General features: G+C 73.4%; 22 protein-coding genes. 15 read left to right on the top strand and 7 right to left on the bottom strand.

The features are described 5' to 3' along the window. The first annotated feature begins 265 nt into the window (after window positions 1–265). Window positions 266–553 (top strand): DUF5955 family protein, encoded by a 288-nt coding sequence (locus B073_RS0108130; RefSeq protein WP_018537587.1) that lies wholly within the window; start codon window positions 266–268, stop codon window positions 551–553. Between the two features lie 28 nt (window positions 554–581). On the opposite strand, the gene B073_RS0108125 is transcribed toward B073_RS0108130, so the two are convergent. Continuing rightward, window positions 582–1,385 (bottom strand): IclR family transcriptional regulator, encoded by an 804-nt coding sequence (locus B073_RS0108125; RefSeq protein ID WP_018537586.1) that lies wholly within the window; start codon window positions 1,383–1,385, stop codon window positions 582–584. A gap of 588 nt (window positions 1,386–1,973) precedes the next feature. On the opposite strand from B073_RS0108125, the gene allB reads away from it, so the two are divergent. Together allB and alc are read left to right on the top strand one after the other, a co-directional pair. Then, on the top strand, window positions 1,974–3,314 hold the full coding sequence (gene allB / locus B073_RS0108120) for an allantoinase AllB (protein ID WP_018537585.1): 1,341 nt from the start codon (window positions 1,974–1,976) through the stop codon (window positions 3,312–3,314). Then, window positions 3,311–4,441, top strand: coding sequence for an allantoicase (gene alc, locus B073_RS0108115; RefSeq protein WP_018537584.1), 1,131 nt, complete (start codon window positions 3,311–3,313; stop codon window positions 4,439–4,441). Before allB ends, alc begins: the two co-directional genes overlap by 4 nt. A gap of 22 nt (window positions 4,442–4,463) precedes the next feature. On the opposite strand, the gene B073_RS0108110 is transcribed toward alc, so the two are convergent. The 4 genes from B073_RS0108110 to B073_RS0108095 all read right to left on the bottom strand — a co-directional run bounded on the left by B073_RS0108110 (window position 4,464) and on the right by B073_RS0108095 (window position 8,270). After that, the gene (locus B073_RS0108110) at window positions 4,464–5,135 is read right to left on the bottom strand and encodes a hypothetical protein (RefSeq protein ID WP_018537583.1); all 672 of its coding nucleotides are present in this window, start codon (window positions 5,133–5,135) and stop codon (window positions 4,464–4,466) included. 167 nt (window positions 5,136–5,302) lie between these two features. Then, window positions 5,303–7,228: a beta-N-acetylglucosaminidase domain-containing protein gene (locus B073_RS0108105; protein WP_018537582.1), complete on the bottom strand. Its 1,926-nt coding sequence runs from the start codon at window positions 7,226–7,228 to the stop codon at window positions 5,303–5,305. A 152-nt stretch (window positions 7,229–7,380) separates the two neighbouring features. Then, entirely contained in the window at window positions 7,381–7,572 is a 192-nt protein-coding gene (locus B073_RS0108100) for a DUF6126 family protein (RefSeq protein ID WP_018537581.1), read from the bottom strand. 68 nt (window positions 7,573–7,640) lie between these two features. After that, window positions 7,641–8,270 carry a helix-turn-helix domain-containing protein gene (locus B073_RS0108095; RefSeq protein WP_018537580.1) on the bottom strand — a complete coding sequence of 210 codons (630 nt, stop codon included), beginning with the start codon at window positions 8,268–8,270 and terminating at the stop codon, window positions 7,641–7,643. A 200-nt stretch (window positions 8,271–8,470) separates the two neighbouring features. On the opposite strand from B073_RS0108095, the gene B073_RS0108090 reads away from it, so the two are divergent. From B073_RS0108090 to B073_RS0108080, 3 genes are all read left to right on the top strand, one after another. Further along, window positions 8,471–8,902, top strand: a complete 432-nt coding sequence (locus B073_RS0108090; protein ID WP_026247179.1) for a ribonuclease domain-containing protein — start codon at window positions 8,471–8,473, stop codon at window positions 8,900–8,902. Between the two features lie 342 nt (window positions 8,903–9,244). After that, window positions 9,245–9,910, top strand: coding sequence for a bifunctional 4-hydroxy-2-oxoglutarate aldolase/2-dehydro-3-deoxy-phosphogluconate aldolase (locus B073_RS0108085; RefSeq protein WP_018537578.1), 666 nt, complete (start codon window positions 9,245–9,247; stop codon window positions 9,908–9,910). Window positions 9,911–10,042: 132 nt separating this feature from the next. Next, window positions 10,043–10,888: a transporter substrate-binding domain-containing protein gene (locus B073_RS0108080; protein WP_018537577.1), complete on the top strand. Its 846-nt coding sequence runs from the start codon at window positions 10,043–10,045 to the stop codon at window positions 10,886–10,888. A 43-nt stretch (window positions 10,889–10,931) separates the two neighbouring features. Here the strand turns inward: B073_RS0108080 and B073_RS0108075 are convergent, their stop codons facing one another. After that, window positions 10,932–11,312 carry a VOC family protein gene (locus B073_RS0108075; RefSeq protein WP_018537576.1) on the bottom strand — a complete coding sequence of 127 codons (381 nt, stop codon included), beginning with the start codon at window positions 11,310–11,312 and terminating at the stop codon, window positions 10,932–10,934. Between the two features lie 372 nt (window positions 11,313–11,684). On the opposite strand from B073_RS0108075, the gene B073_RS0108070 reads away from it, so the two are divergent. The 8 genes from B073_RS0108070 to B073_RS0108035 all read left to right on the top strand — a co-directional run bounded on the left by B073_RS0108070 (window position 11,685) and on the right by B073_RS0108035 (window position 19,276). Further along, window positions 11,685–12,434 carry an SDR family oxidoreductase gene (locus B073_RS0108070; RefSeq protein ID WP_018537575.1) on the top strand — a complete coding sequence of 250 codons (750 nt, stop codon included), beginning with the start codon at window positions 11,685–11,687 and terminating at the stop codon, window positions 12,432–12,434. Window positions 12,435–12,601: 167 nt separating this feature from the next. Then, window positions 12,602–13,321 carry a GntR family transcriptional regulator gene (locus B073_RS0108065; RefSeq protein ID WP_026247178.1) on the top strand — a complete coding sequence of 240 codons (720 nt, stop codon included), beginning with the start codon at window positions 12,602–12,604 and terminating at the stop codon, window positions 13,319–13,321. A gap of 404 nt (window positions 13,322–13,725) precedes the next feature. Then, window positions 13,726–14,700, top strand: coding sequence for a sugar ABC transporter substrate-binding protein (locus B073_RS0108060; protein ID WP_018537573.1), 975 nt, complete (start codon window positions 13,726–13,728; stop codon window positions 14,698–14,700). Continuing rightward, window positions 14,697–15,764, top strand: a complete 1,068-nt coding sequence (locus B073_RS0108055; protein ID WP_018537572.1) for an ABC transporter permease — start codon at window positions 14,697–14,699, stop codon at window positions 15,762–15,764. The genes B073_RS0108060 and B073_RS0108055 overlap by 4 nt, the downstream gene beginning before the upstream one ends. After that, complete coding sequence (locus B073_RS0108050) at window positions 15,761–16,570, top strand: ATP-binding cassette domain-containing protein (RefSeq protein ID WP_018537571.1); 810 nt, start codon at window positions 15,761–15,763, stop codon at window positions 16,568–16,570. The genes B073_RS0108055 and B073_RS0108050 overlap by 4 nt, the downstream gene beginning before the upstream one ends. A 254-nt stretch (window positions 16,571–16,824) precedes the next feature. Next, entirely contained in the window at window positions 16,825–17,946 is a 1,122-nt protein-coding gene (locus tag B073_RS0108045; RefSeq protein ID WP_018537570.1) for an ROK family glucokinase, read from the top strand. Next, on the top strand, window positions 17,943–18,515 hold the full coding sequence (locus B073_RS0108040) for a hypothetical protein (protein ID WP_018537569.1): 573 nt from the start codon (window positions 17,943–17,945) through the stop codon (window positions 18,513–18,515). The genes B073_RS0108045 and B073_RS0108040 overlap by 4 nt, the downstream gene beginning before the upstream one ends. A 317-nt stretch (window positions 18,516–18,832) precedes the next feature. Further along, complete coding sequence (locus B073_RS0108035; RefSeq protein WP_018537568.1) at window positions 18,833–19,276, top strand: MarR family winged helix-turn-helix transcriptional regulator; 444 nt, start codon at window positions 18,833–18,835, stop codon at window positions 19,274–19,276. Between the two features lie 443 nt (window positions 19,277–19,719). On the opposite strand, the gene B073_RS0108030 is transcribed toward B073_RS0108035, so the two are convergent. Then, window positions 19,720–21,192 carry an FAD-dependent monooxygenase gene (locus B073_RS0108030; protein WP_018537567.1) on the bottom strand — a complete coding sequence of 491 codons (1,473 nt, stop codon included), beginning with the start codon at window positions 21,190–21,192 and terminating at the stop codon, window positions 19,720–19,722. A gap of 105 nt (window positions 21,193–21,297) precedes the next feature. Here B073_RS0108030 and B073_RS0108025 point away from each other — a divergent pair, with 105 nt between their 5' ends. Beyond that, window positions 21,298–21,909 (top strand): TetR/AcrR family transcriptional regulator C-terminal domain-containing protein, encoded by a 612-nt coding sequence (locus tag B073_RS0108025; protein ID WP_037811183.1) that lies wholly within the window; start codon window positions 21,298–21,300, stop codon window positions 21,907–21,909. Window positions 21,910–21,964: the final 55 nt, after the last annotated feature.

Raw genomic sequence — 21,964 nt, 5'->3', positions numbered from 1 at the left:
GGAGGCGAAAACCGGCCAAGGGGCACGGGTGGGGAGGGCGGGGCGGGAGTCGGGTCGTGACGTGGGTGCGCACCACGCTCGACACCTGCCACCGGGACCCCCGCACCGCGTTCCCGCCCCGGGGCCGTTCCCGGACGAGCGACCGGTTTTTCGGCTCTCCGTATGGCGCTCGCCGCACACCGTGGCGTTAACTGTCCGGCATCGCGGAACGGGCAACGGCCGGGGAGGCGCCGTCGTTGGGGAACAGGTGCGAAGGGACAGCCGCGTGACCGGGGGCGGAAACGACCCGCAGGTCCGCGAACTGCGCGCGGCGGTGGCCCGGCTCCGCCGTCAACTGGCCCTGTTGCCGGGGGAGTTACCGGATCGGACGGCCGCCGACGAGGAACTGGCCGCGCTGGACGCGATGGTCGGCCACGGTGCGCCCGAGGTGCCCCGGCTCCGCCGCTCGCTGCTGCTGATCGCCGGGGCGGTGGGGTCGGTGAGTGCGCTGTCGCCGGCGCTCTCGGAGGTCCGGGAGCGGATCGACGGCTTCGGCCGGCTGCCGCGGCGGTGAAACGGCGCCCGCCGCCCCACCCGGCACGTCACGCCGGCGTCTGGTTGGCCAGCGCCACCGACAGCTGGGCCGCGACCTCCTGGAGCACCGGGACGATCTTGTCCGTCGCGGCCTCCGTCACCCGGCCGGTCGGCCCGGAGATGGAGATCGCCGCGGAAGTGGGGGAGTTGGGGACCGGGACGGCCAGGCAGCGGACGCCGATCTCCTGCTCGTTGTCGTCGACCGCGTAGCCGAGGCGGCGGACGTCGGCGAGGGCGTCGAGGAAGTGCTCCGGGTCGGTGATGGTCTTCTCGGTCGCGGCGGGCATGCCCGTACGGCCGAGGAGGGCCCGGACCTCCTCCGGCGGGTGGTTGGCCAGCAGGGCCTTGCCGACGCCGGTGGAGTGCGGCAGTACGCGCCGGCCGACCTCGGTGAACATCCGCACCGCGTGCCGGGAGGGGACCTGGGCGACATAGACGATCTCGTCGCCGTCGAGGAGGGCCATGTTGGCGGTCTCGCCGGTCTCCTCCACCAGGCGGGCCAGATACGGGCGGGCCCAGGTGCCCAGCAGCCGGGAGGCGCTCTCGCCGAGCCGGATCAGGCGCGGGCCGAGGGCGTACCGGCGGTTGGGCTGCTGGCGGACGTAGCCGCAGGCGACCAGGGTGCGCATCAGGCGGTGGATGGTCGGCAGCGGAAGCCCGCTGCTGCCGGAGAGCTCGCTGAGACCGACCTCGCCGCCGGCGTCGGCCATCCGCTCCAGGAGGTCGAAGGCGCGCTCGAGGGACTGGACCCCGCCGCTCGCGCCTGCGGGCTTGGCGTCGGTGGCGGAGGTGCTGGCGCTGGACGACGGCACGTCGCGTTCCTTTCGGGCGGGTCGGATCGGTCTCGGCTCTACGCCTTGCGGGCGCCGGGCCCGACCGGAGCAGCCTACCGGTCACACCGCGCCGGCACATCGCGTATCGCACACTCGTTCCTGCCGGTCAGCGCCTATATGCCCGCAGGGGAGGGCCGCATGCCCGAGATCCCCTGACGGTGCCAGTGGCCGTAGCTACGTTCTGCTGCGCGAAACCTACTGTCCATTCTGTGGAATCCTCCAATCGTTGGAGGGGTGCGCGCATTCTCGTCATGGACCCGATGTCACGGCTTCCATGGCAGCGTCGGTCCGCGCCTCCGTCGCCGCTTGCGCGGTTGCCGCGGCGGGCGCCGGCTCGCTCCCGCGAGGCGCCCTCGCGTCGCAGGTCAGGGGTAAGGGGGTGTCGGCCCGGCCGTCGCGCCGGGGTCTTGACGGGCCGCGGTCCGAAGTGAAGACTCGTTCAACAGACTGTTGAATTCCGTATACCGCCGAGCCGAACCGGCATTCCGGAGGCCCCGGGACGCCGCGCCGGCCGCGCCCCGCAGGCGCCGGCCCGCGACCATGAAGCAACGATAGGGGAGGTAGTGGGTGTCCGAAACAGAGCTGGTGCTGCGCTCCACGCGCGTCGTCACCCCGGAGGGCACGCGGGCCGCGTCCGTCGCCGTCCGGGACGGGAAGATCACCGCCGTCCTGCCGCACGACGCCGCGGTCCCGGCCGGCGCCCGGCTGGAGGACTTCGGCGACGACGTCCTGCTGCCCGGCCTCGTGGACACCCACGTACACGTCAACGACCCCGGCCGCACCCACTGGGAGGGCTTCTGGACGGCCACCCGCGCGGCCGCCGCCGGCGGCATCACCACGCTCGTGGACATGCCGCTCAACAGCCTCCCGCCCACCACCGACACCGCCGGCCTCGACGCCAAGCGCGCGGTCGCCCGCAGCAAGGCCCACATCGACGTCGGCTTCTGGGGCGGCGCCATCCCCGGCAACGTCAAGGACCTGCGTCCGCTCCACGAGGCCGGCGTGTTCGGCTTCAAGTGCTTCCTGTCGCCCTCCGGCGTCGACGAGTTCCCCCAGGTCGACCAGGAGCAGCTGGCCGCCGCGCTCGGCGAGATAGCCGGCTTCGGCGGGCTGCTGATCGTGCACGCCGAGGACCCCGGCCACCTGGCCGCCGCCCCCGAGGCACACGGCCCCAAGTACGCCGACTTCCTCGCCTCCCGCCCCCGGGCCTCCGAGAACGACGCCATCGCCGGCCTGATCGACCTCGCCCGCAGGCTGGACGCACGGGTGCACGTACTGCACCTCTCCTCCGCCGAGGCGCTGCCGATGATCGCCGCCGCCCGCGCCGACGGTGTGCGGATCACCGTCGAGACCTGCCCGCACTTCCTCACCCTGACCGCCGAGGAAGTGCCCGACGGCGCCACTGAGTTCAAGTGCTGCCCGCCGATCCGCGAGGCCGGCAACCAGGACGCCCTGTGGCAGGGCCTGGCCGACGGCACCATCGACTGCATCGTCTCCGACCACTCGCCCTCCACCACCGACCTCAAGACCCCCGACTTCGGGACGGCCTGGGGCGGCATCTCCTCCCTCCAGCTCGGCCTGCCGGCCATCTGGACCGCCGCCCGCGAGCGCGGTCACACCCTGGAGGACGTGGTCCGCTGGATGTCCGCCGCCCCCGCCGAGCTGGTCGGCCTCGCCGCCAAGGGCGCCATCGCCCCCGGCCGGGACGCCGACTTCGCGGTGCTGGCGCCCGACGCGGCCTTCACCGTCGACCCCGCCGAACTCCAGCACCGCAACAAGATCACCGCATACGCCGGGAAGACCCTGTACGGCGTCGTCCGCTCCACCTGGCTGCGCGGCCGGCGGATCAACGACGGCGCCACCCTCACCGAGCCCACCGGCGAACTCCTCGAAAGGCCGCGCGCATGACCACCGGCGACCTCCCGCGCTACACCGGGGACGCCGCTCCCTACGGCGGCGGCGACCCCTACGCCGACTACCGCACCCCAGGCCCGGCCGGCTTCCCCTTCTCCCACCTGCCCGACCTCGCCGACCGGCGGCTCGGCGCAGGCGTGCTCGCCGCCAACGACGAGTTCTTCGCCGAACGCGAGAACCTCCTGACGCCCGCGGCCGCCCACTTCGACCCGGAGGCGTTCGGCCACAAGGGCAAGATCATGGACGGCTGGGAGACCCGGCGCCGCCGCGGCACCGACGGCGACCACCCCTTCCCGGCCGACGAGGACCACGACTGGGCGCTGATCCGGCTCGGCGCCCCGGGCGTGATCCGCGGCATCGTCGTCGACACCGCCCACTTCCGCGGCAACTACCCGCAGTCGGTCAGCATCGAGGGCACCTGCGCCGAGGGCTCCCCCTCGCCGGCCGAACTCCTCGGCGACGCCGTGACGTGGACCCCGCTCGTCCCGCGCACCGCCGTCGGCGGGCACGCCGCCAACGGCTTCGCCGTCCGCGCCGAGCAGCGCTTCACCCACCTGCGGCTCAACCAGCACCCCGACGGCGGCATCGCCCGCCTCCGGGTCCACGGCGAGGTCGTCCCGGAGCCCCGCTGGCTGGCCGCGCTGGGCACCTTCGACCTCGCCGCGCTGGAGAACGGCGGCCGGGTCGAGGACGCCTCGGACCGCTTCTACTCCTCCCCCACCCACACCATCCACCCCGGCCGCTCCCGCAAGATGGACGACGGCTGGGAGACCCGGCGCCGCCGCGGCACCGGCAACGACTGGGTGCGCTACCGCCTCACCGAGCAGTCGGTGATCCGCGCGGTGGAGATCGACACCGGCTACCTCAAGGGCAACGCGGCCGGCTGGGCGGCGCTTTCCGGGCGCGACGGCGAACACGGCGACTGGACCGAACTGCTGCCCCGCACGCGGCTCCAGCCCGACACCGTCCACCGCTTCCTGCTGACCGATGCGCCCGCGGTGACCCACGTCCGGCTGGACATCTTCCCCGACGGCGGCATCGCCCGGCTCCGGCTGCACGGCACGCTCACCGAGGAGGGAGCCGCCCGCCTGGCCACCCGCCACCGGGAACTCGGCGGCTGACGGCCCTCACGCGCCGAACGGATCACTCGCCGAGCGCGTCCCAGAACATCACCTCGTACGCCTGGAGGAGCTGCCCGTGGCGGAGGGCCGCCGCCGGCCGCGCCTGGCCGGTGTCCAGGCCCTGCTGCACCGCCGCACGCGCCGCGTCCGCCAGCTCCGGCGCCGGGTCGGCGAACAGCGTGAAGAAGCCGCGGGCCGCCTCCGGGAAGTCGTAGTGCTCCCGCATCGCGGTGCGGACGGTGGCGCAATAGCCGGCCCAGGCCGCGAAGTTGGCGGTCAGCGCGATCGCCGCGTCGGCGGGCTCGGCGGTCAGCGCCAGCCGTGCCGTGTAGGAGGGGAACGCCTGGCAGCCGGGGCGCGGCCGGTACCCGGCGATCTCCCGGGCCGTCAGCTTGCAGGCGTCGGCCAGCGCCGCCAGCTGCGCCAGGGCCCGGGCCTCCCCCTCGGCGAGCAGGTCGAAGAAGTCCGCCACCGGCGGATCGCCGTCCGCCCGGCGCGCCAGGTGCTGGAAGCTGAGCCGGTCGGCCGCGATGACCTGGTGCTGCTCCAGGGCGAAGGTGGCGAAGACCGCCCGCGGCGCCCGCCCCGCGGCGATCCGCCGGACGAGCCGGTTGGCGCCGTCCTCCGGGGCGAGTGCGCGCACCGCCTCGTCGAGGACGGCGGCGGCGTCCGACGGGCTGACGGGTCGGGCCATGGCGGTCTCCTCCGGGGACGCGAGGCGGGGACACGGGGCGGGGACTCAAGGCGGGGCCGGGGCCGGCGGCCTGTCTGACGGGCCCTCAGCGTAGGCGCCGGCCGCCCGCGCGGCGCGCAGGCGGCCCGTCGCCGGGCGGAGGGGATCACCTCATTGCCCGCATCACCTCATCGCCCGCGCCGCCCGGCCAGCGCGTCCGCGACGAAGGTGTCCAGCACCCCGTCGCCGACCACCACCGGAATCCGCTTCCCCTTCATGTCCACATAGACGTACGACTTCGCCTTGGAGACCAACCCCGGGATGCGGGCCCGCAGTTGCCGGGCGGTCGCCGTGTCGCCGGACCGGTCCGCCTGGATCAGTCGCAGCGCGTCGCGGGCCGCGACCGCCCAGGCCCGGGTGGCGTCCAGCCACGGTGCGGTCTCCCGGGCGAAGGCGCGCCCGGGGAGCCGGTCGCGCAGCACCCCCGGCGCGTCCCACAGGCCGCGCAGCACCGCGTCCAGCCGCCCGGCGTCGCCGTCCCGGCGGAACCGTTCGAGCGCGGCGGAGAGTTCGGGCGCCTGCCGCGGGTTGAGGGCGGAGGTGTAGTTGACGTCCGCGAAGGCCCGCAGGGCCCGGGCGGCCCGGGCGTCGCCGCCGGCCAGCTCGTCGATGGCGGTGCTCCAGGAGGCCCGGGCGTCGTACGCCCGGTCGTTCCAGCTGTAGTCGGCGACGGTGGCCAGGGCCAGCTTGGACGCGGCCGGCTGGATCATCGGGTTCGCGGTGATCCCGGCCAGCCGCTCCGGCACCCCGGGCTCCCGCGCGTTGTACGGGCCGAGCATCAGCCGCTTGCTGACGTAGTCGTTGACCGGGTAGTTGTCCCAGAGCAGGATCGGGTGCCCGTAGAGCTCCCGCGCCTGCCGGGCCTGGCCGGCGGACATGGTCGGCGCGAGCACGCCCACGCCCGTCCACTCCACCAGCACGTTGGCGTCCAGTTTGGCGGCGAGCGCCGCCTTGTACGGCGTCGCCTTGAGGTCGGAGTACTCGGTCGGCACCATCTGCAGCGGCCGGGCCCCGCGGTGGCGGGCGATGAACTCCCGGTTGACGCGGTCGAGCAGCTGCGCCTGTGCGGTCCCGGCCGCCCCGCCGCCGGTCCCGAACTTCTCCTTGTCCGCCGCGCAGTTCCACTTGGTGTAGCTGATGTCGTCCAGGGGCACCGCGAAGGTCCGCACCCCGATGTCCCACAGCGTCTGGAACTTGGCGGTCAGCGCCCGGACGTCGGAGGCCGAGCTGTAGCAGACGGACAGACCGGGGGAGAGGGCGTAGGTGAACTCCACGTGCCGGGCCCGGGCCCGGTCCACCAGCTCCTTGATCTGGTCCAGCCGGTCCGCCGGGTAGGGGTCGCGCCACTTCTCCCTCAGGTAGGCGTCGTCCTTGGGGGAGTAGACGTAGATGTTCATCTTGTGCCGGGCCGCGAAGTCCAGCTGGTCGAGGCGGGCGGCGTGCGACCACGGGGTGCCGTAGAAGCCTTCGACGACGCCGCGCAACGGGGTTGCCGGCCAGTCCCGTACGACGGTGCCGGGCACCCGGGCGCCCGGACGGTCGCGGTGCGGCAGCAGCTGGGCCAGCGTCTGGGCGGCGTAGTACGTGCCGGCGGCGTCCTTGCCGGCCAGCGCGATCCGGCCACGGGCCACGGCCAGTGTGTAGCCCTCCGCGGGGAGCCCGGCGGAGTCGCGCGCCCCCAGCCCCGCCAGGGCGCGGTCGGCGGCCGACCCGTCCACGTAGACGGTCAGCCGCCCGCCACCGGGGGCGGCCCGCGCGGTCCGTACGACGTGCTGCGCGCCGGCGTCCTTCAGGGCCCTGGTCACCAGCGCCAGGGCCGGGGCGTCGGTCCCCGGCCCGGTGACCAGGGTCACGGTCCGGGTGATCGTGAGGTGGTCGGAGCGGTCGTGGACGGACTGCGGGGCGGGGGAGAGGGAGGCGACGGCGGGCCGGGTCCGGTCGCCGCCGGGCCCCTGGGCCGGCGCGGCGCCGGACGGCCCCGCCGTGCCCGCCAGCGGGATCACGGCGAGGGCCACGGCGAGGCCGCCGGCGGCCGTGGTGCGCGGATGGTGCATCCTTCGGTCCTCCTCGGTGCAGCGAGGTTCACGGACGAGTCTGGAGCGTGCGTCGTGCCGAGAGCGCGCTGCCGGGCGCGCGTCGGGCACGGTGCGCCAGCAGGGTTCACCCGATCGCCGGGCCGGGGCAAGGGGGCCGGGGTGCTCGACGCCTAACGGGACTTGGCGAGGACCACCAGCAGGCTCATGAAGGCCAGCAGTGCGTGGGTGGCCACGACGTAGATGAAGACCCGTACGTACATGCCGCGCGGTGGCTTGTTCTCGACGTAGCGGCGGGAGGTCGGGGCCTCGGGCACGCCGCCGGCCGGGGGAGTGGACGGGGCGGGGGTGGGTTGGTCGGGCACGGCGGACGGTCCTTCCCTTCCGGGACGGTGGACGGGGTGGTGGCGGGCGGAACGGCGGACGGCGCGGTTCAGCCGGGGCGGCGGTGCGCGGCGCGGTCGCCCAGGCACAGTTCGGCGGCGCCGCTCTGCAGCAGCGTGTGGACGAACAACAGCTCCGCGCCGCCGCGCGAGACGGCGGCCAGCCGGTGCGGGACGAGCGAGTCGAAGTGCGCGGCGTCCCCCGGCTCCAGAACGTGCACCGCCTCGCCGAGGGTGAGCCGCAGCCGTCCGGTGAGGACGTAGAGCCACTCCTCGCCGGGGTGCACCCGCACCAGATCGCCCTGCGCCCGCTGCGGTACGTGCACCCGCAGCGCCTGCATGGCGCGCCCGGCCCCGCCGACGGTCCAGTACGTCCAGCCGCCGGCCTCGGAGGGCTCGGCGCGGCCGGCCCGCACGATCGGATCGCGCTCCGGGGCGGTCTCGCCGAGCAGGTCGGATACCGTGGTGCCGTACGTACGGGCCAGGGCCAGCAGCATCGGGAGCGACGGCTGCCGCTGACCGGTCTCCAGCCGCGACAGGTGCGCGGGCGACAGGCCCACCCGCCGGGCCGCGGTCTCCAGCGTCAGCCCGCTGCGGCGCCGCAGCTCGCGCAGGCGCGGGGCCACGGTGGTCAGTTCCTCCGGGGCGGCGCCGGTGGGCGGATCGGGCAACTCGGTCATGTCACCGGTATAGCCAGCCTTCACCTGAGAGGCAAAGTTTTTGCCTGAGAGGCAAAACGCCCTGCCGCCCGGAGAGGCGGGCGAGGTCGCGGAACATTTCGGATGTTTGCGCCGGCCGTGCGCGATCCGTGTGAACTCCCGGGAAACATCAGCCCCTTGGGATTGACAGGGGCATGTCTACGCGCGTCATGCTGATGCGCATGAGAATCCCCCCACGGATGACCAGGATCGGCGCCGCAGGCGCCCTCGTTTCGACCCTCCTCCTCGGTGGCACGGCGGTCGCCGCGACGCCGGCCGCCACGGCGCACCCGGCCGCGGTGCGCACCGCGACCGTCCACGTCACCTCGGTCGGCAGCGTCTGCTACTCCAAGCTGCCGTCCCAGGCCCACGACACCCTCGACCTGATCGCCAAGGGCGGCCCCTTCCCGTACCCGAAGGACGGCACCGTCTTCGACAACCGTGAAGGCGTCCTGCCGTCCCAGAGCACGGACTACTACCACGAGTACACCGTGGTCACGCCGGGCTCGCCGGACCGTGGTGCCCGACGCATCGTCACCGGTGAGAAGCAGAAGGAGGACTACTACACCGCCGACCACTACAAGACCTTCGACCTCGTCGACTTCGGCTGCTGAGGCCGGCACGCGACATCACCGCACGAGCGGTTCACACGGCGGCCGGGGTGCCCACGCACCCCGGCCGCCGTTGTGCTCCCCCGGACACCGCGGTCCCACCGGCCACTTCCCCCTCTCCTCCGCCCATTCTCGGCAGAAGGGGCGCACAGGGGCGCACCCCGAGAGAGGATTGTCGGTGGTTGGCGGTAGCGTTTCGGCAGAAACGAGGAATGGGCGGGCATCGGCGGCAAAGGGGCCATGAGCGGTCGGCCGGCGCTGCACGCCTCCGGAAAGTGCTGGGTCAGTCGTGAGCCGCGTCCCCGCGGCGAGGCGTCGGAGAAGAAGGAAGGACGGCGAACTGCCGTGTATCGCTGGGAGATCACCCGGGCCGCACTGGCGCAGCGCGTTTTCGCCATCGTCCGCAGCAGGACCTACGACGAGGCGAGCGCCACCGCCGACACCCTGCTGTCGGCCGGCATCACGAGCCTGGAGATATCCCTGACCACGCCGTTCGCCCTGGAGGCGGTCACCACCCTCTCCCGCGAGCTCGGCGACGACGCGGTCATCGGCGCCGGCACCGTCCTTGACGCCGCGTCGGCCCGGATGGCGGTGGACGCCGGCGCCCGTTACCTGGTCTCCCCGAGCCTGGACGCCGAGGTCATCCGCACCGGCCACCGCTACGGCGTCCCCGTGTTCGCCGGGGTCTCCACGCCCACCGAGATCGTGCGGGGCCTGGAGCTCGGCGCCGACGCCCTCAAGCTGTTCCCCGCCGCCGACCGCCACCCGTCCTGGATCGCCGACGTCCGCGCCGCCCTGCCACAGGCGCCGCTGGTGCCCACCGGCGGTGTGACGCCCGAGACCGCCCCGGAGTGGATCGCGGCCGGCGCCGTCGCGGTCGGCATGGGCTCGGCCCTCTCGGAGGGCGACCGCGAGACGGTGGCCAAGCGCGCCGCGGACCTCCTGGCCCGGCTCGCCGACGCGGTGCCCGAGCCGGGCGAGTCCCGCCCGACGGACCCGTACGGGGCCTGACCGGCGGGCCCGTACGGCGCCTGACCGGCCGGCCGCGGCCGACGCCGTCCACAGGCCGGGCGGGGGCTTCACCCGGCGGCCGGGCTCTGCCACCCTGAGCGCTTCGGCCACCTGATCAGGAGTCAGCCCACGATGAAGCGCGCTGCGATCCTCCCCGCTCTCGCCTGCCTGCTCGCCGTCACCGCCGCGGCCCCGGCGGTGTCCCACGCCCCCACCCGGGCCGCCGCCGGCGCCGCCACCGCGGCCGTCGCCCAGCGGGACCGGCGGCCGGCCACGCTCCTGGACGCCGTCCCGCACCGCGGTGTGCTGCGGGTCTGCACCACCGGCGACTACCGCCCCTTCAGCTACCGCGACCCCGCCACCGGCGGCTACCGCGGCGTGGACATCGACATGGCCCGGGACCTCGCCAAGAGCCTGGACGCCACGCCCCGTTACGTCCCGACGACCTGGTCCGCACTGGTCGGCGACCTGACGGCCGGCCGCTGCGACATCGGCATGGGCGGCGTCTCGATCACCCTGGCCCGCGCCCGCTCGGTCTACTTCAGCGAGCCGACCCGCACTGACGGCAAGACGCCCATCGTCCGCTGCGCGGACCAGGCGAAGTACCAGAGCCTGGAGCAGATCGACCGCCCCGGCACCCGTGTCGTCGTCAACCCGGGCGGCACCAACGAGCAGTTCGCCCGCGCCCACATCAAGCGGGCCACCCTCACCGTCCACCCGGACAACACCACGATCTTCGACGAGATCATCGCCGGCCGCGCGGACGTGATGATGACCGACGCCAGTGAGACCCGGTACCAGGCCAAGGTCCACCCCGAACTGTGCGCGGTCCACCCCGACCGGCCGTTCACCTTCTCCGAGAAGGCGTACGCGCTGCCCCGCGGCGACGACCCGTTCAAGGCGTATGTGGACCAGTGGGTCCACCTCGCCACCCACGACGGCACCTACCGGAAGTACGAGGACGTCTGGATGAATTGATGAACGAGGGCGCTGCCGACGGGTCTCCGCGGGCGGCGCCGGCTCAGTCCGCCGCCGGGCGGCGGTGGCCCAGGACGTTGACCACCCGTCCGTCCGGGTCCTCGACGAAGAAGCGGCGCACCCCCCACTCCTCGTCGCGCAGCGGGTGCACGATCCGCGCACCGGCGGCCCGGACCGCCGCGTACGCCGCGTCCACCTCCTCGACCTCGATGCTCAGGTCCGGGGCGACCGGCGCGGTCGCGTCGTGCGTCATGAAGGTGAGCTGCGCGGTGGGGTTCGCGGGGGAGGCCAGCGTCATCACCCAGCCGTGGTTCATGACCTCCTCGAAGCCCAGCAGCCCGTAGAAGGCACGGTGGCCGGCCAGCGCCTCCGGGGCGCCGTCGGGGGCGATATGGAGATCGGGGACGACGCGGCGTACGGACACGGAAGCTCCTTGGCGGGCCGGGAACGGCGGACCGGTGGTCGGGCACGGCGGCGGACCGAGGGACGGGCGCGACGGACCGGCTGACGGGATGTTACGTGCCGGAACGGTCCGGGTGGGCCGAATCGGCGTCAACTTCCTTGGATCAGGCTCGTGTTGGATGGGGCGCCTCGGCGTCGCCCCCGTGACGCGCCGCCCCACCGGCGGCCATAGCGACGTCCGTACCCACGCCCGTACCCACGCCCATGTCGGCGTCCATATGGGCGGACGCGTCCTGACGACGGTGACCGCCGGCCCGCGACCGGCCAGGTATCCGGCAACCCGACAGCCCCACAGCCCGGCCCGACAGCCCGACCGCCCGACAGGAGCAGCCCCATGCCGACCCCCACCGACTCTCCCGCCGCGCCCGGCTCTCCCGCCGCGCCCCTCGCCCTCGTCACCGGCGCCACCCGGGGCATCGGGCGCGAGGTGTGCCGCCAGCTGGCCGGACGCGGCCACACCGTGCTGCTCACCGGGCGCGATGAGGACGCCGCCGGGCGCGTGGCCGAGGAGCTGCGCGCCGCGGCGCCGGCCGGCACCGCGGACATCCGTCCGCTCCAGCTCGACGTCACCGACGACCGCAGCGTGGCGCGGGCCGCGGCCCGGGTCGCCGACGCCTTCGGCCGGCTGGACGTGCTGGTCAACAACGCGGCGATCACCTACGACACCTGGCAGCGGGCCGCCACCGCCGATCTGGCGGTGGTGCGCGAGGCCGCCGAGACCAACCTCTACGGGCCGTGGCGGATGGCCTTCGCCTTCGTCCCGCTGCTGCGCGCCTCGGCGCACCCCCGGCTGGTCAATGTCTCCAGCGAGGCCGGCTCGCTGTCGTCCATGGGCGGCGGCACCCCCGCCTACGCCGTCACCAAGGCCGCCCTGAACGCGCTGACCAGGATGCTCGCCGCGGAGCTACGGCCGGACGGGATTCTCGTCAACGCGGTCTGCCCGGGCTGGGTGGCCACCGACATGGGCGGGGCGGGCGGCCGGCCGGTCGCGGAGGGCGCGGCGAGCGTCCTGTACGCGGCGACCCTCCCCGATGACGGGCCCACCGGCGGCTTCTTCCGCGACGGCCGCCCGCTGCCCTGGTAGCGCCGCGGCCGGCCCGCCGCGTGCGCCGCCCGTCCGGACCCGCGACCGTCCTTGTCCGGACAATGTGACCTCCGGACTTCCCGTCATGTGTGCGGGCGGATACGCTCGCGAGCGTGGGGAAACGCGAGAGAGATGCCGGGGGCGCCGAGAGCCCCGTCCAGTTCAGCGTGGACCGGAGCAGTCCGGTCCCGCTGTATTTCCAGCTGTCGCAGCAGTTGGAGGCCGCGATCGAGAACGGCCTGCTGGCCCCCGGCAGCCTGCTGGGCAACGAGATCGAACTGGCCGGCCGGCTCGGCCTGTCCCGGCCCACGGTGCGCCAGGCGATCCAGTCACTGGTCGACAAGGGGCTGCTGGTCCGCCGCCGCGGCATCGGCACCCAGGTCGTGCACAGCCAGGTCAGGCGCCCCCTGGAGCTCAGCAGCCTCTACGACGACCTGGAGGCGGCCGGGCAGAAGCCCGCCACCCGCGTCCTGCGGAACACCACCACCGAGGCGGACGCCGAGGTCGCCGCCGCGCTGGGGATCGCGGAGGGCGCGGAGGTCGTCCTGATCGAGCGGCTCCGGACGACCCACGGCGAGCCGGTCGCCCACCTGCGCAACCACCTCCCCGCCGGCCTGCTGCGGTTGGAGACCGCCGACCTGGAGCAGACCGGCCTCTACCGCCTGATGCGGGCGGCCGGGATCACCCTGCACAGCGCCCGCCAGGCGGTCGGCGCCCGCGCCGCCTGCGCCGAGGAGGCCGCCCGGCTCGACGAGTCCGAGGGCGCCCCGCTGCTCACGATGCAGCGCACCACCTTCGACGACACCGGCCGTGCGGTGGAGTACGGCTCGCACGTCTACCGCGCGTCCCGCTACGCCTTCGAGTTCCAGCTGCTGGTCCGGCCCTGAACCGCCAGGCCGTACGGTGGAGCGGGGCCGGAGCGCGTGGGCCGCTCGTCGTCAGAATGTTCTGACAAACCATTGACGCGGCTCGGCGGGCGCCGCTAGAACTCCTCCAGCCGCAATCCGGCGGCGGGGGAGCGAAGGCGGTCCACCATGAGCAGCGTCAGCACGGCCCGGCCCGGAAGCAGCCGGTCCGGAACTCTCCGAACCCCTACCGTCCCGCCCGTCCCGGTCGGGGCCGGGACCCCATGAAACGGCACAGAACTCCGGTAACGGATACTTGGAAGGTTGCCCGGTCCGGTAGCCGGCCGGCTCCGCGGCGACACCAGACAGACCCGGGACAGCGACAAGAGCGGGAAAGGCAAGTCCTCGTGGCAAGGGTTCGAAGAAGAGGACGCATCGCGGCCGCCGTGTTGGCGGCGCTGCTCGGCGCCTCCCTGGCGGGGTGCAGCAGCACCGGAGGCAAGCGGGCGGAGGAGGAGCGCGCCGCGCAGACCGCCGGCGGCAAGGCCGCCGTGCACACCCCCCGGTGGACCTTCGCGATGGTCACCCACTCCGGAGACGGCGACACCTTCTGGGACATCGTGCAGAACGGCGCCCGGCAGGCCGCCGTCAAGGACAACATCAACTTCGTCTACGCGCACGACAAGGAGGCCCAGCGGCAGAGCCAGCTGGTGCAGTCCTACATCGACCAGAAGGTCGACGGGCTGATCGTCTCGCTGGCCAAGCCGGACGCGATGAAGGACGTGGTCCTCAAGGCCGAGAAGGCCGGCATCCCGGTGGTCACGGTGAACTCCGGCGCCGAGGAGTCCAAGGCGTTCGGCGCGCTCACCCACATCGGCCAGGACGAGACGGTGGCCGGCGAGGCGGTCGGCGAGGAGCTGACCAAGCGCGGCAAGAAGAAGGCGCTGTGCGTCCTGCACGAGCAGGGCAACGTCGGTCACGAGCAGCGCTGCGACGGCGCCGCGAAGACCTTCAAGGGCGAGCTGCAGAAGCTGTACGTGGACGGCACCAACATGCCGGACGTGGAGGCGTCCATCGAGTCCAAGCTCCAGGCCGACCCGTCCATCGACGCCGTGGTCACCCTGGGCGCGCCGTTCGCGCCCACCGCCGTTCAGGCCAGGGAACAGGCCGGCAGCAAGGCCGAGGTCGACACCTTCGACCTCAACGCGCAGGTCGCCAAGGGCCTGAAGGACGGCTCCCTGGGCTTCGCGGTCGACCAGCAGCCCTACCTCCAGGGCTACCAGGCGGTCGACCTGCTGTGGCTGTACAAGTACAACGCGGACATGCTCGGCGGTGGCAAGCCGGTGCTCACCGGGCCCCAGGTGATCACCAAGAAGGACGCCGCGGCCCTCCAGGAGTACACCCAGCGGGGGACCCGATGAGCGCGGCCGACGCCCCGACCCGGAAGCCCGCGCCCGCCGGCGGCGCGGGCGACGAGCGGCTGCTGCACCGCTCCCTGGCGCGCCGGCTGATGGGCCGCCCCGAGCTGGGCTCGGTGGTCGGCGCCGTCGCCGTCTTCGTCTTCTTCTCGCTGGTCGCCGAACCCTTCCTGCGGCCCGCCAGTCTCTCCACGATCCTCTACGCCTCCTCGACGATCGGGATCATGGCCGTGCCGGTGGCGCTGCTGATGATCGGCGGGGAGTTCGACCTCTCGGCCGGCGTCATGGTCGTCAGCTCGGCGCTGGTCTCGTCGATGTTCAGCTACCAGATGACCGCCAACACCTGGGTCGGCGTCGGGGTCTCGCTCCTGGTCACGCTGTGCTTCGGCGTCCTCAACGGGGTGCTGCTGACCCGGACGAAGCTGCCCAGCTTCGTGATCACGCTGGGCACCTTCTTCATGCTGACCGGCCTCAACCTGGGCTTCACCAAGCTGATCAGCGGCACCGTCTCGACCAAGTCCATCTCCGACATGGAGGGCTTCGCGTCCGGCCGGGCGGTCTTCGCCTCGCACCTGACCGTCGGCGGCGTGGACATCCAGATCACCATCGTGTGGTGGCTGGTGCTGGTCGCGGTCGCCACCTGGATCCTGCTGCGGACCCGGGCCGGCAACTGGATCTTCGCGGTGGGCGGCAACGCGGACGCGGCCCGGGCGGTCGGCGTCCCCGTGACCCGCACCAGGATCGGCCTCTACATGGGCGTCGCGTTCTGCGCCTGGATCTCCGGCCAGCACCTGCTGTTCTCGTTCGACGCGATCCAGTCCGGCGACGGCGTCGGCAACGAGTTCCTCTACATCATCGCGGCGGCGGTCGGCGGCTGCCTGATGACCGGCGGCTTCGGCTCGGCGATCGGCGCCGCGGTCGGCGCGTTCATCTTCGGCATGGCCAGCAAGGGCATCGTCTACGCGCAGTGGAATCCGGACTGGTACAAGTTCTTCCTCGGCGCGATGCTGCTGCTCGCCACGCTGCTGAACGCCTGGGTCCGCAAGCGGGCGGAGGCCGCCACATGACCGCACTCGTCGAACTCCGCGACATCAGCAAGTTCTACGGCAGCGTCAAGGCCCTGACGGGCGTGTCACTGGAGGTGCACGCGGGCGAGATCACCTGCGTCCTCGGCGACAACGGCGCCGGCAAGTCCACCCTCATCAAGATCATCGCGGGGCTGCACCGGCATGACGCCGGCACCTTCACCATCGAGGGCGAGGAGACCCGGCTCGGCTCCCCGCGCGAGGCCCTGGACCGCGGTATCGCCACCGTCTACCAGGACCTGGCCGTGGTGCCGCTGATGCCGGTGTGGCGGAACTTCTTCCTGGGCTCCGAGCCGACCACCGGCGTCGGCCCGTTCCGCCGGCTCGACGTGCGCACCATGCGCGAGACCACCCGCTCCGAGCTGCTGCGGATGGGCATCGACCTGCGCGACGTCGACCAGCCCATCGGCACCCTCTCCGGCGGCGAGCGGCAGTGCGTCGCCATCGCCCGCGCCGTCTACTTCGGCGCCAAGGTCCTCGTCCTGGACGAGCCGACCGCGGCGCTCGGCGTCAAGCAGTCCGGGGTGGTGCTCAAGTACGTCGCGGCGGCCCGGGACGCCGGCCTCGGCGTGGTGTTGATCACCCACAACCCGCACCATGCCTATCTGGTCGGCGAGCGCTTCGTCCTGCTCAAGCGCGGCACCATGGCCGGCAGCCACCTCAAGTCGGAGATCGCGCTGGAGGAGCTGACCCGGCAGATGGCGGGCGGCAGCGAGCTGGAGCAGCTCAGCCACGAGCTGGCCCGCGGCGGCCCGGCGGAGTTCCCCGGCGGTCACCGGCCGGAGTGAACGCCCGAGGCGCGCCCCGGCCCCGGCTCCCGGCCGGTACGGGGCGCGCCACCCGGCACCGCGGTGCGCCGGACAGCGCGGGTGATGCACAATCGCACCGGACCATCCACCGAGGCCCCGGCCTCCCCGAGACCCGCAGGGACGAGACGACTCTTGCGCGCACGCAGCCGTCGAGACCGTAACGGCAGCCGCCACGGCTGTCCCGGCCGCCGCCCCGGCAGCCGTACCGGCGACCAGGTCCGAGGGGTGAGCCGATGAGCGTCTACCGCGACCGGGCCTACCGCGGCACCGCCCGCGCCACCGTCCTCCGCACCGTCGGCGCCAGGGAGCGCCGCTCCCATCTGACCGCGCCCCGGGTGCCCACCGTCGGCATCGACATCGGCGGCACCAAGGTCATGGCGGGCGTCGTCGACGCCGACGGCACCATCCTGGAGAAGGTCCGCACCGAGACGCCGGACAAGTCCAAGAGCCCCAAGGTCGTCGAGGACACCATCACCGAGCTGGTGCTGGACCTCTCCGACCGGCACGACGTGCACGCGGTGGGCATCGGCGCGGCCGGCTGGGTGGACGCCGACCGCTCCCGGGTGCTCTTCGCCCCGCACCTGAACTGGCGCAACGAGCCGCTGCGCGACCGCCTCGCCGAACGCCTCGCGGTCCCGGTCATGGTCGACAACGACGCCAACACCGCCGCCTGGGCGGAGTGGCGGTTCGGCGCCGGCCGCGGCCAGGACCACCTCGTCATGATCACGCTCGGCACCGGCATCGGCGGCGCGATCCTGGAGGACGGCGCGATAAAGCGCGGCAAGTACGGGGTGGCCGGCGAGTTCGGCCATATGCAGGTGGTCCCCGGCGGCCACCGCTGCCCGTGCGGCAACCGCGGCTGCTGGGAGCAGTACAGCTCCGGCAACGCCCTGGTCCGCGAGGCCCGGGAGCTGGCCGCCGCCGACTCCCCGGTCGCGTACAACATCATCGAGCGGGTCGGCGGGCGGGTCGGCGACATCACCGGTCCGCTGATCACCGAGCTGGCCCGGGAGGGCGACGCGATGTGCGTCGAGCTCCTCCAGGACATCGGCCAGTGGCTCGGCGTCGGCATCGCCAACCTCGCCGCCGCCCTCGACCCGTCCTGCTTCGTCATCGGCGGGGGCGTCAGCGCCGCCGACGACCTGCTGATCAGCCCGGCCCGGGACGCCTTCCGGCGCCATCTCACCGGCCGCGGCTACCGCCCCGAGGCCACCATCGCCAAGGCCCAGCTGGGCCCCGAGGCCGGCATGGTCGGCGCCGCCGACCTCGCCCGGCTGATCGCCCGCCGCTTCCGGCGCGCCAACCGCCGCCGCGTGGAGCGCTACGAGCGCTACGAACGGGCCGGTCGCCGATGACCGAACCGGACCCCTCGCCCATGCACGACGAACTCCAGCCGGTGGACGCGCCGCGCACCCGGCCCCGCCGCCCGTTCCTCCTGGCCCTGATCGTCTTCCTGCTGATCACGATCCCGGCCGGCTACTTCGTCATCTCGGCCGTGCAGAGCCGCGACAGCGGCGAGGACAAAGAGGCCGAGGCCGCCGCCACCGGCCTGACCAACGCCTTCCCCTCCCGTCTGCAGCAGCGGATCTACGACGTCCCGGTGCCCATCGGCTCCACGCCGGTCTACTACTACGAGACCAACTCCTGGAAGACCAGCTCGCTGTTCGTGCAGTTCCGGACCAACGACTGGGGCCTGGACAAGTTCCTCGCCGCGATCGGCACCAGCACCGCCGCCCTCAAGCAGGGCGCGATCACCATCCCGCCGGACCGGGCCGCCGAGGTCGGCTGGGACTTCGGCGCGGACTGGCCCTGGCGGGGCGTCGCGATCGACCGGCCGGCGCCGCAGCCCTCCCAGCGGATCGTGGTGAGCTACGACGAACCCGGGCACCCGGTCGTTTACACCGTTTCGACCGTGCGGTTCTAGCGGGCGCTGCGGCACCGGCCGGCTCCCGGGACCGTGCGCCCGCCCGCACCGATGCCTTGGCACCACCGCCACCCAGAATCCTGGGAAACGGCGGAGACGATTCCGTTCTCCAGCACCCCGTCGGTCCCCTGAGCCGGCGGACGGCCGGCTACGGGAATTCGGCGACCAGGCGCGACGTTCCCCGCTCCCGACGCGGACCCCGCTGACGGCGCCCTGGAGCGGTCCTGGAGGCCCGCGTCGCCCTCCGTCCGCAGGTGAGCGTCGCGCACGCACTCTGTGGTGCTCTGTGCGTGCGCCGCGCACACTAATCTGGGGGTATGCCGAACGATGTAGGGCACGAGATCGCCGACGCGCTGGCAGCGCTGCTCAAGCGCGACACCCGGACGCAGCTGTACCAACGCCTGACTGAGGGCCTGGGCGAGGCCGTGGACGAGGTCACCTACCCCGTCCTCAGCGGGTTGGCCCGCACCGGCCCGTGCAGCGCCGCCGACCTCGCCGGCGAGGTCGGTCTGGACCGCTCCGGCGTCACCCGCCGCGCCACCCGCCTGGAGGCCGCCGGCCTCCTGCGCCGGGAACCCGACCCCGGCGACCGGCGTGCCACCCTGCTCGCCCTGACCGAGGCCGGGCAGCAGACCGTGGACACCACCCGGCACCGTCTCGCCGCGCACATCGAGGCGTCCCTGGCCTCCTGGCCGCCCGGCGAGGCCCGCGCCTTCGCCCGCCATCTCCAGCGCTTCGTCACCGACGGCCCCTTCACCTGATCCCGAACCGGAACCCGACGCCGACGCGCCCACTCGGGGGCGGCCTCGGCCCGGGTTGCGGGCCTTGCGCCCGGCCGCCTCGCCGCCGCACCGGCACACCGGGATGCCCGTCACCCGCCCGGCTCGACCATGCGGCGTCCGAGCGAGATCCGGGCGTCGATTCTCTGGCTGCCCATCCGGTGGAGACGGCACATCGCATCCGCACGCACCAGTCCGGATCGGCTGGGATTTCGGTGCGTCACCCGTCTCAGTCGATCTGGTCTCCGCAGGTCTTCGCCCTGACTTCGGACCAGATCATGGGGGACGGGACAATCACCCTGCCTTGCGATGCACGCATGGACGGGGGTGCCCCCGGCTGGGGCTGGGGGAGTCGCGCGCCGATCCGGCTGGTCCGTGAGAGAGGGGTGGTGAGCGGGTTCGCCGGGTGGGCTCACCGAGCGCGCTCAGCGGCACAGGGTGCGCAGGGCGGTGAAGCAGTCCGCGGCCCGGCGCTGCGGGTCGGTGTCGGTGCTGGCCCAGGCGATCCGGGCGTCCGGCCGGATCAGCACCGCGGTGACGTCTCGCCAGATCGGATCCGTCGCTTCGGTGTTGACGGTGACCGTCCGCTGTTCCAGGCCGCCTGCGGAACACGGCGTCCGTGTCCCGCCGAGGTCCAGCAACAGCGGCCGGCCGTGGTGCATCAGCGGGTGGGCGGTGGGTGCGTCGGCCGTGTCCAGGGCGAGGCCGGCCAGTCGCGTGCCCTTCAGAGGGTGCGCGCCGGGTGCGGTGTCGGCGGGGAGCGGGTCGTCGAAGCCGGCGATCCGGCGGGCCCACTGGCGGTTGGTCTGCGGTTCGGCCAGCGCGGCGGACCAGACCTCGCGCAGCGCGATCTGCTCCGGGCTCGCCGCCGCGAACAGGGCGAGTTGCGCGCGGGTGTTGTCGATGACGGCACGGGCGGCCGGCCGGCGCTCCGTGTCGTAGCTGTCGAGCAGTCCCTCGGGTGCCCGGCCCTGGAGGGTGGCGGCCAGCTTCCAGCCCAGGTTGGTGGCGTCCTGGATGCCGAGGTTCATGCCCTGCCCACCGGCCGGGAAGAACATGTGCGCCGCGTCCCCGGCCACCAGCACCCGTCCGGCCCGGTACCGCGCGGCCTGACGGGTGGCGTTGCCGTAGCGCGACAGCCACCGGGGGTTGCGGATGCCGAGGTCCCGTCCCAGCAGCGCCCGGGTCTGCTCGCGCACCTCCTCCAGGGTCAGCGGTTCGCCGGTGTCACGGTGCATGGTTGCCGTGGAGAGGCCCGCCAGCCGGTGGACGCCGTCCCCGATCGGGGCCGCCAGGAACGAACCGGCCGGCCCGGTGGCGGCGAGCGGCGCGGTGGGCGGATCGTCGAGTTCGACGTCGGCGAGCCACCCGGTCAGCGTGGTGTCCTGACCGGGGAAGTCGATGCCGGCCGCCTGGCGCACGGCGCTGCGGGTGCCGTCGCAGCCCACCACCCAGCGGGCCTGCACGGTCCGGTGCGTGGTGCCGACCCGGATCACCACCTCGACGCCGTCCGGTCCCTGGGTGAGCGAGACGACCTCCTGCCCGCGCAGGACCCGGGCACCCACGGCAGTCGCGTGCTCCTCCAGGAGCCGTTCGGTGACGGACTGACCGAGCGCCAGCATGAACGGGTGCACCGCCCCGACTGTGGAGAAGTCCAGCCGGGTGGCCGCCGCGCCGAAGTGGCCGGTCGGCACCGGGGTGCCGCGTTCGATGAACCGTTCCGCGAGTCCGCGGGTGGCGAAGGTGTCCAGCGTGCCGGCCTGCATGCCGACCGCGCGCGACCGTCCGTCCGGTGCCGCCCGGCGTTCCACGACGGTCACCTCCACCCCGTGCAGGCGCAACTCCGCGGCGAGCCAGAGCCCCACCGGGCCGGCCCCGGCGATGAGCACGTCGAGCATGACAACCACTCCTTCTCACTCTTATCCATTGGACAAGAATGAGCATGCCCTAGGATTGTCCATTGGACAACAGGGGTGCGGAAGCCGACCGGGAAGGCGCATCGGATGGGTACGACACGGGACGAGATCGTCGCCGCCACGCTGGCGGTCCTCGACGAACACGGACTGGACGGCGTGACCATGCGCGCCGTCGCGGCCCGGCTCGGGGTGCAGCACAACACCGTCCGCTGGCACGCCTCCAGCAAGGGCCGCCTGCTCGAACTTGCCTCCGACGAACTCCTCGCGCACTGTCTCGACGAGCCGCTGCCCGAGGCGTTCCCCGACCGGCTCAAGGAACTGAGCCGCCGCTGCCGCGCGGCGCTGCTCTCCCACCGCGACGCCGCCAGAATGGTCGCGGGCGTCTTCACCGCCGAGCCCCGCACGCTGCGCTTTGCCGACACCGTGATCGCCACCTTGCTGGCGGCCGGCCACTCGCCGCGCACGGCCGCGTGGACCCACTGGTCGATCTTCTACCTGACCCTGGGCCTGACCCAGGAACAGCAGGCCGCTCAGGCGGTCGCACCGGCCCTCCTCCCGGACCAGGTCCCGGCCGGTACCTACCCGGCCCTGACCGCGGCCCTGCCGTACGTCGGCCCCGACAACTTCGACCAGCGCTTCGAATTCGCCCTCGACCTGATCATCGCCGGCCTTCCCCGGGTCGAGGGGCCAGTCATCTAGCCGAGGGGCCAGTCATCTGGCGGTCCTGGAGAACAGGCCCCGCTGGGCAGACGTC

Origin of the sequence: Streptomyces sp. MspMP-M5, assembly GCF_000373585.1 — a bacterium.
GTDB lineage: Bacteria > Actinomycetota > Actinomycetes > Streptomycetales > Streptomycetaceae > Streptomyces.
Note: the sequence above shows the minus strand (reverse complement) of the source record. Positions and strands in the feature narration are given on the sequence as shown.

Coding starts and splice junctions, on each gene's coding strand:
- B073_RS0108080 (WP_018537577.1), top strand. CDS start 10,043: ATGAAGCGCGCTGCGATCCTCCCCGCTCTCGCCTGCCTGCTCGCCGTC.
- B073_RS0108045 (WP_018537570.1), top strand. CDS start 16,825: ATGAGCGTCTACCGCGACCGGGCCTACCGCGGCACCGCCCGCGCCACC.
- B073_RS0108040 (WP_018537569.1), top strand. CDS start 17,943: ATGACCGAACCGGACCCCTCGCCCATGCACGACGAACTCCAGCCGGTG.
- B073_RS0108035 (WP_018537568.1), top strand. CDS start 18,833: ATGCCGAACGATGTAGGGCACGAGATCGCCGACGCGCTGGCAGCGCTG.
- B073_RS0108025 (WP_037811183.1), top strand. CDS start 21,298: ATGGGTACGACACGGGACGAGATCGTCGCCGCCACGCTGGCGGTCCTC.
- B073_RS0108095 (WP_018537580.1), bottom strand. CDS start 8,270: ATGACCGAGTTGCCCGATCCGCCCACCGGCGCCGCCCCGGAGGAACTG.
- B073_RS0108105 (WP_018537582.1), bottom strand. CDS start 7,228: ATGCACCATCCGCGCACCACGGCCGCCGGCGGCCTCGCCGTGGCCCTC.
- alc (WP_018537584.1), top strand. CDS start 3,311: ATGACCACCGGCGACCTCCCGCGCTACACCGGGGACGCCGCTCCCTAC.
- B073_RS0108050 (WP_018537571.1), top strand. CDS start 15,761: ATGACCGCACTCGTCGAACTCCGCGACATCAGCAAGTTCTACGGCAGC.
- B073_RS0108070 (WP_018537575.1), top strand. CDS start 11,685: ATGCCGACCCCCACCGACTCTCCCGCCGCGCCCGGCTCTCCCGCCGCG.
- B073_RS0108030 (WP_018537567.1), bottom strand. CDS start 21,192: ATGCTCGACGTGCTCATCGCCGGGGCCGGCCCGGTGGGGCTCTGGCTC.
- B073_RS0108090 (WP_026247179.1), top strand. CDS start 8,471: ATGAGAATCCCCCCACGGATGACCAGGATCGGCGCCGCAGGCGCCCTC.
- B073_RS0108110 (WP_018537583.1), bottom strand. CDS start 5,135: ATGGCCCGACCCGTCAGCCCGTCGGACGCCGCCGCCGTCCTCGACGAG.
- B073_RS0108055 (WP_018537572.1), top strand. CDS start 14,697: ATGAGCGCGGCCGACGCCCCGACCCGGAAGCCCGCGCCCGCCGGCGGC.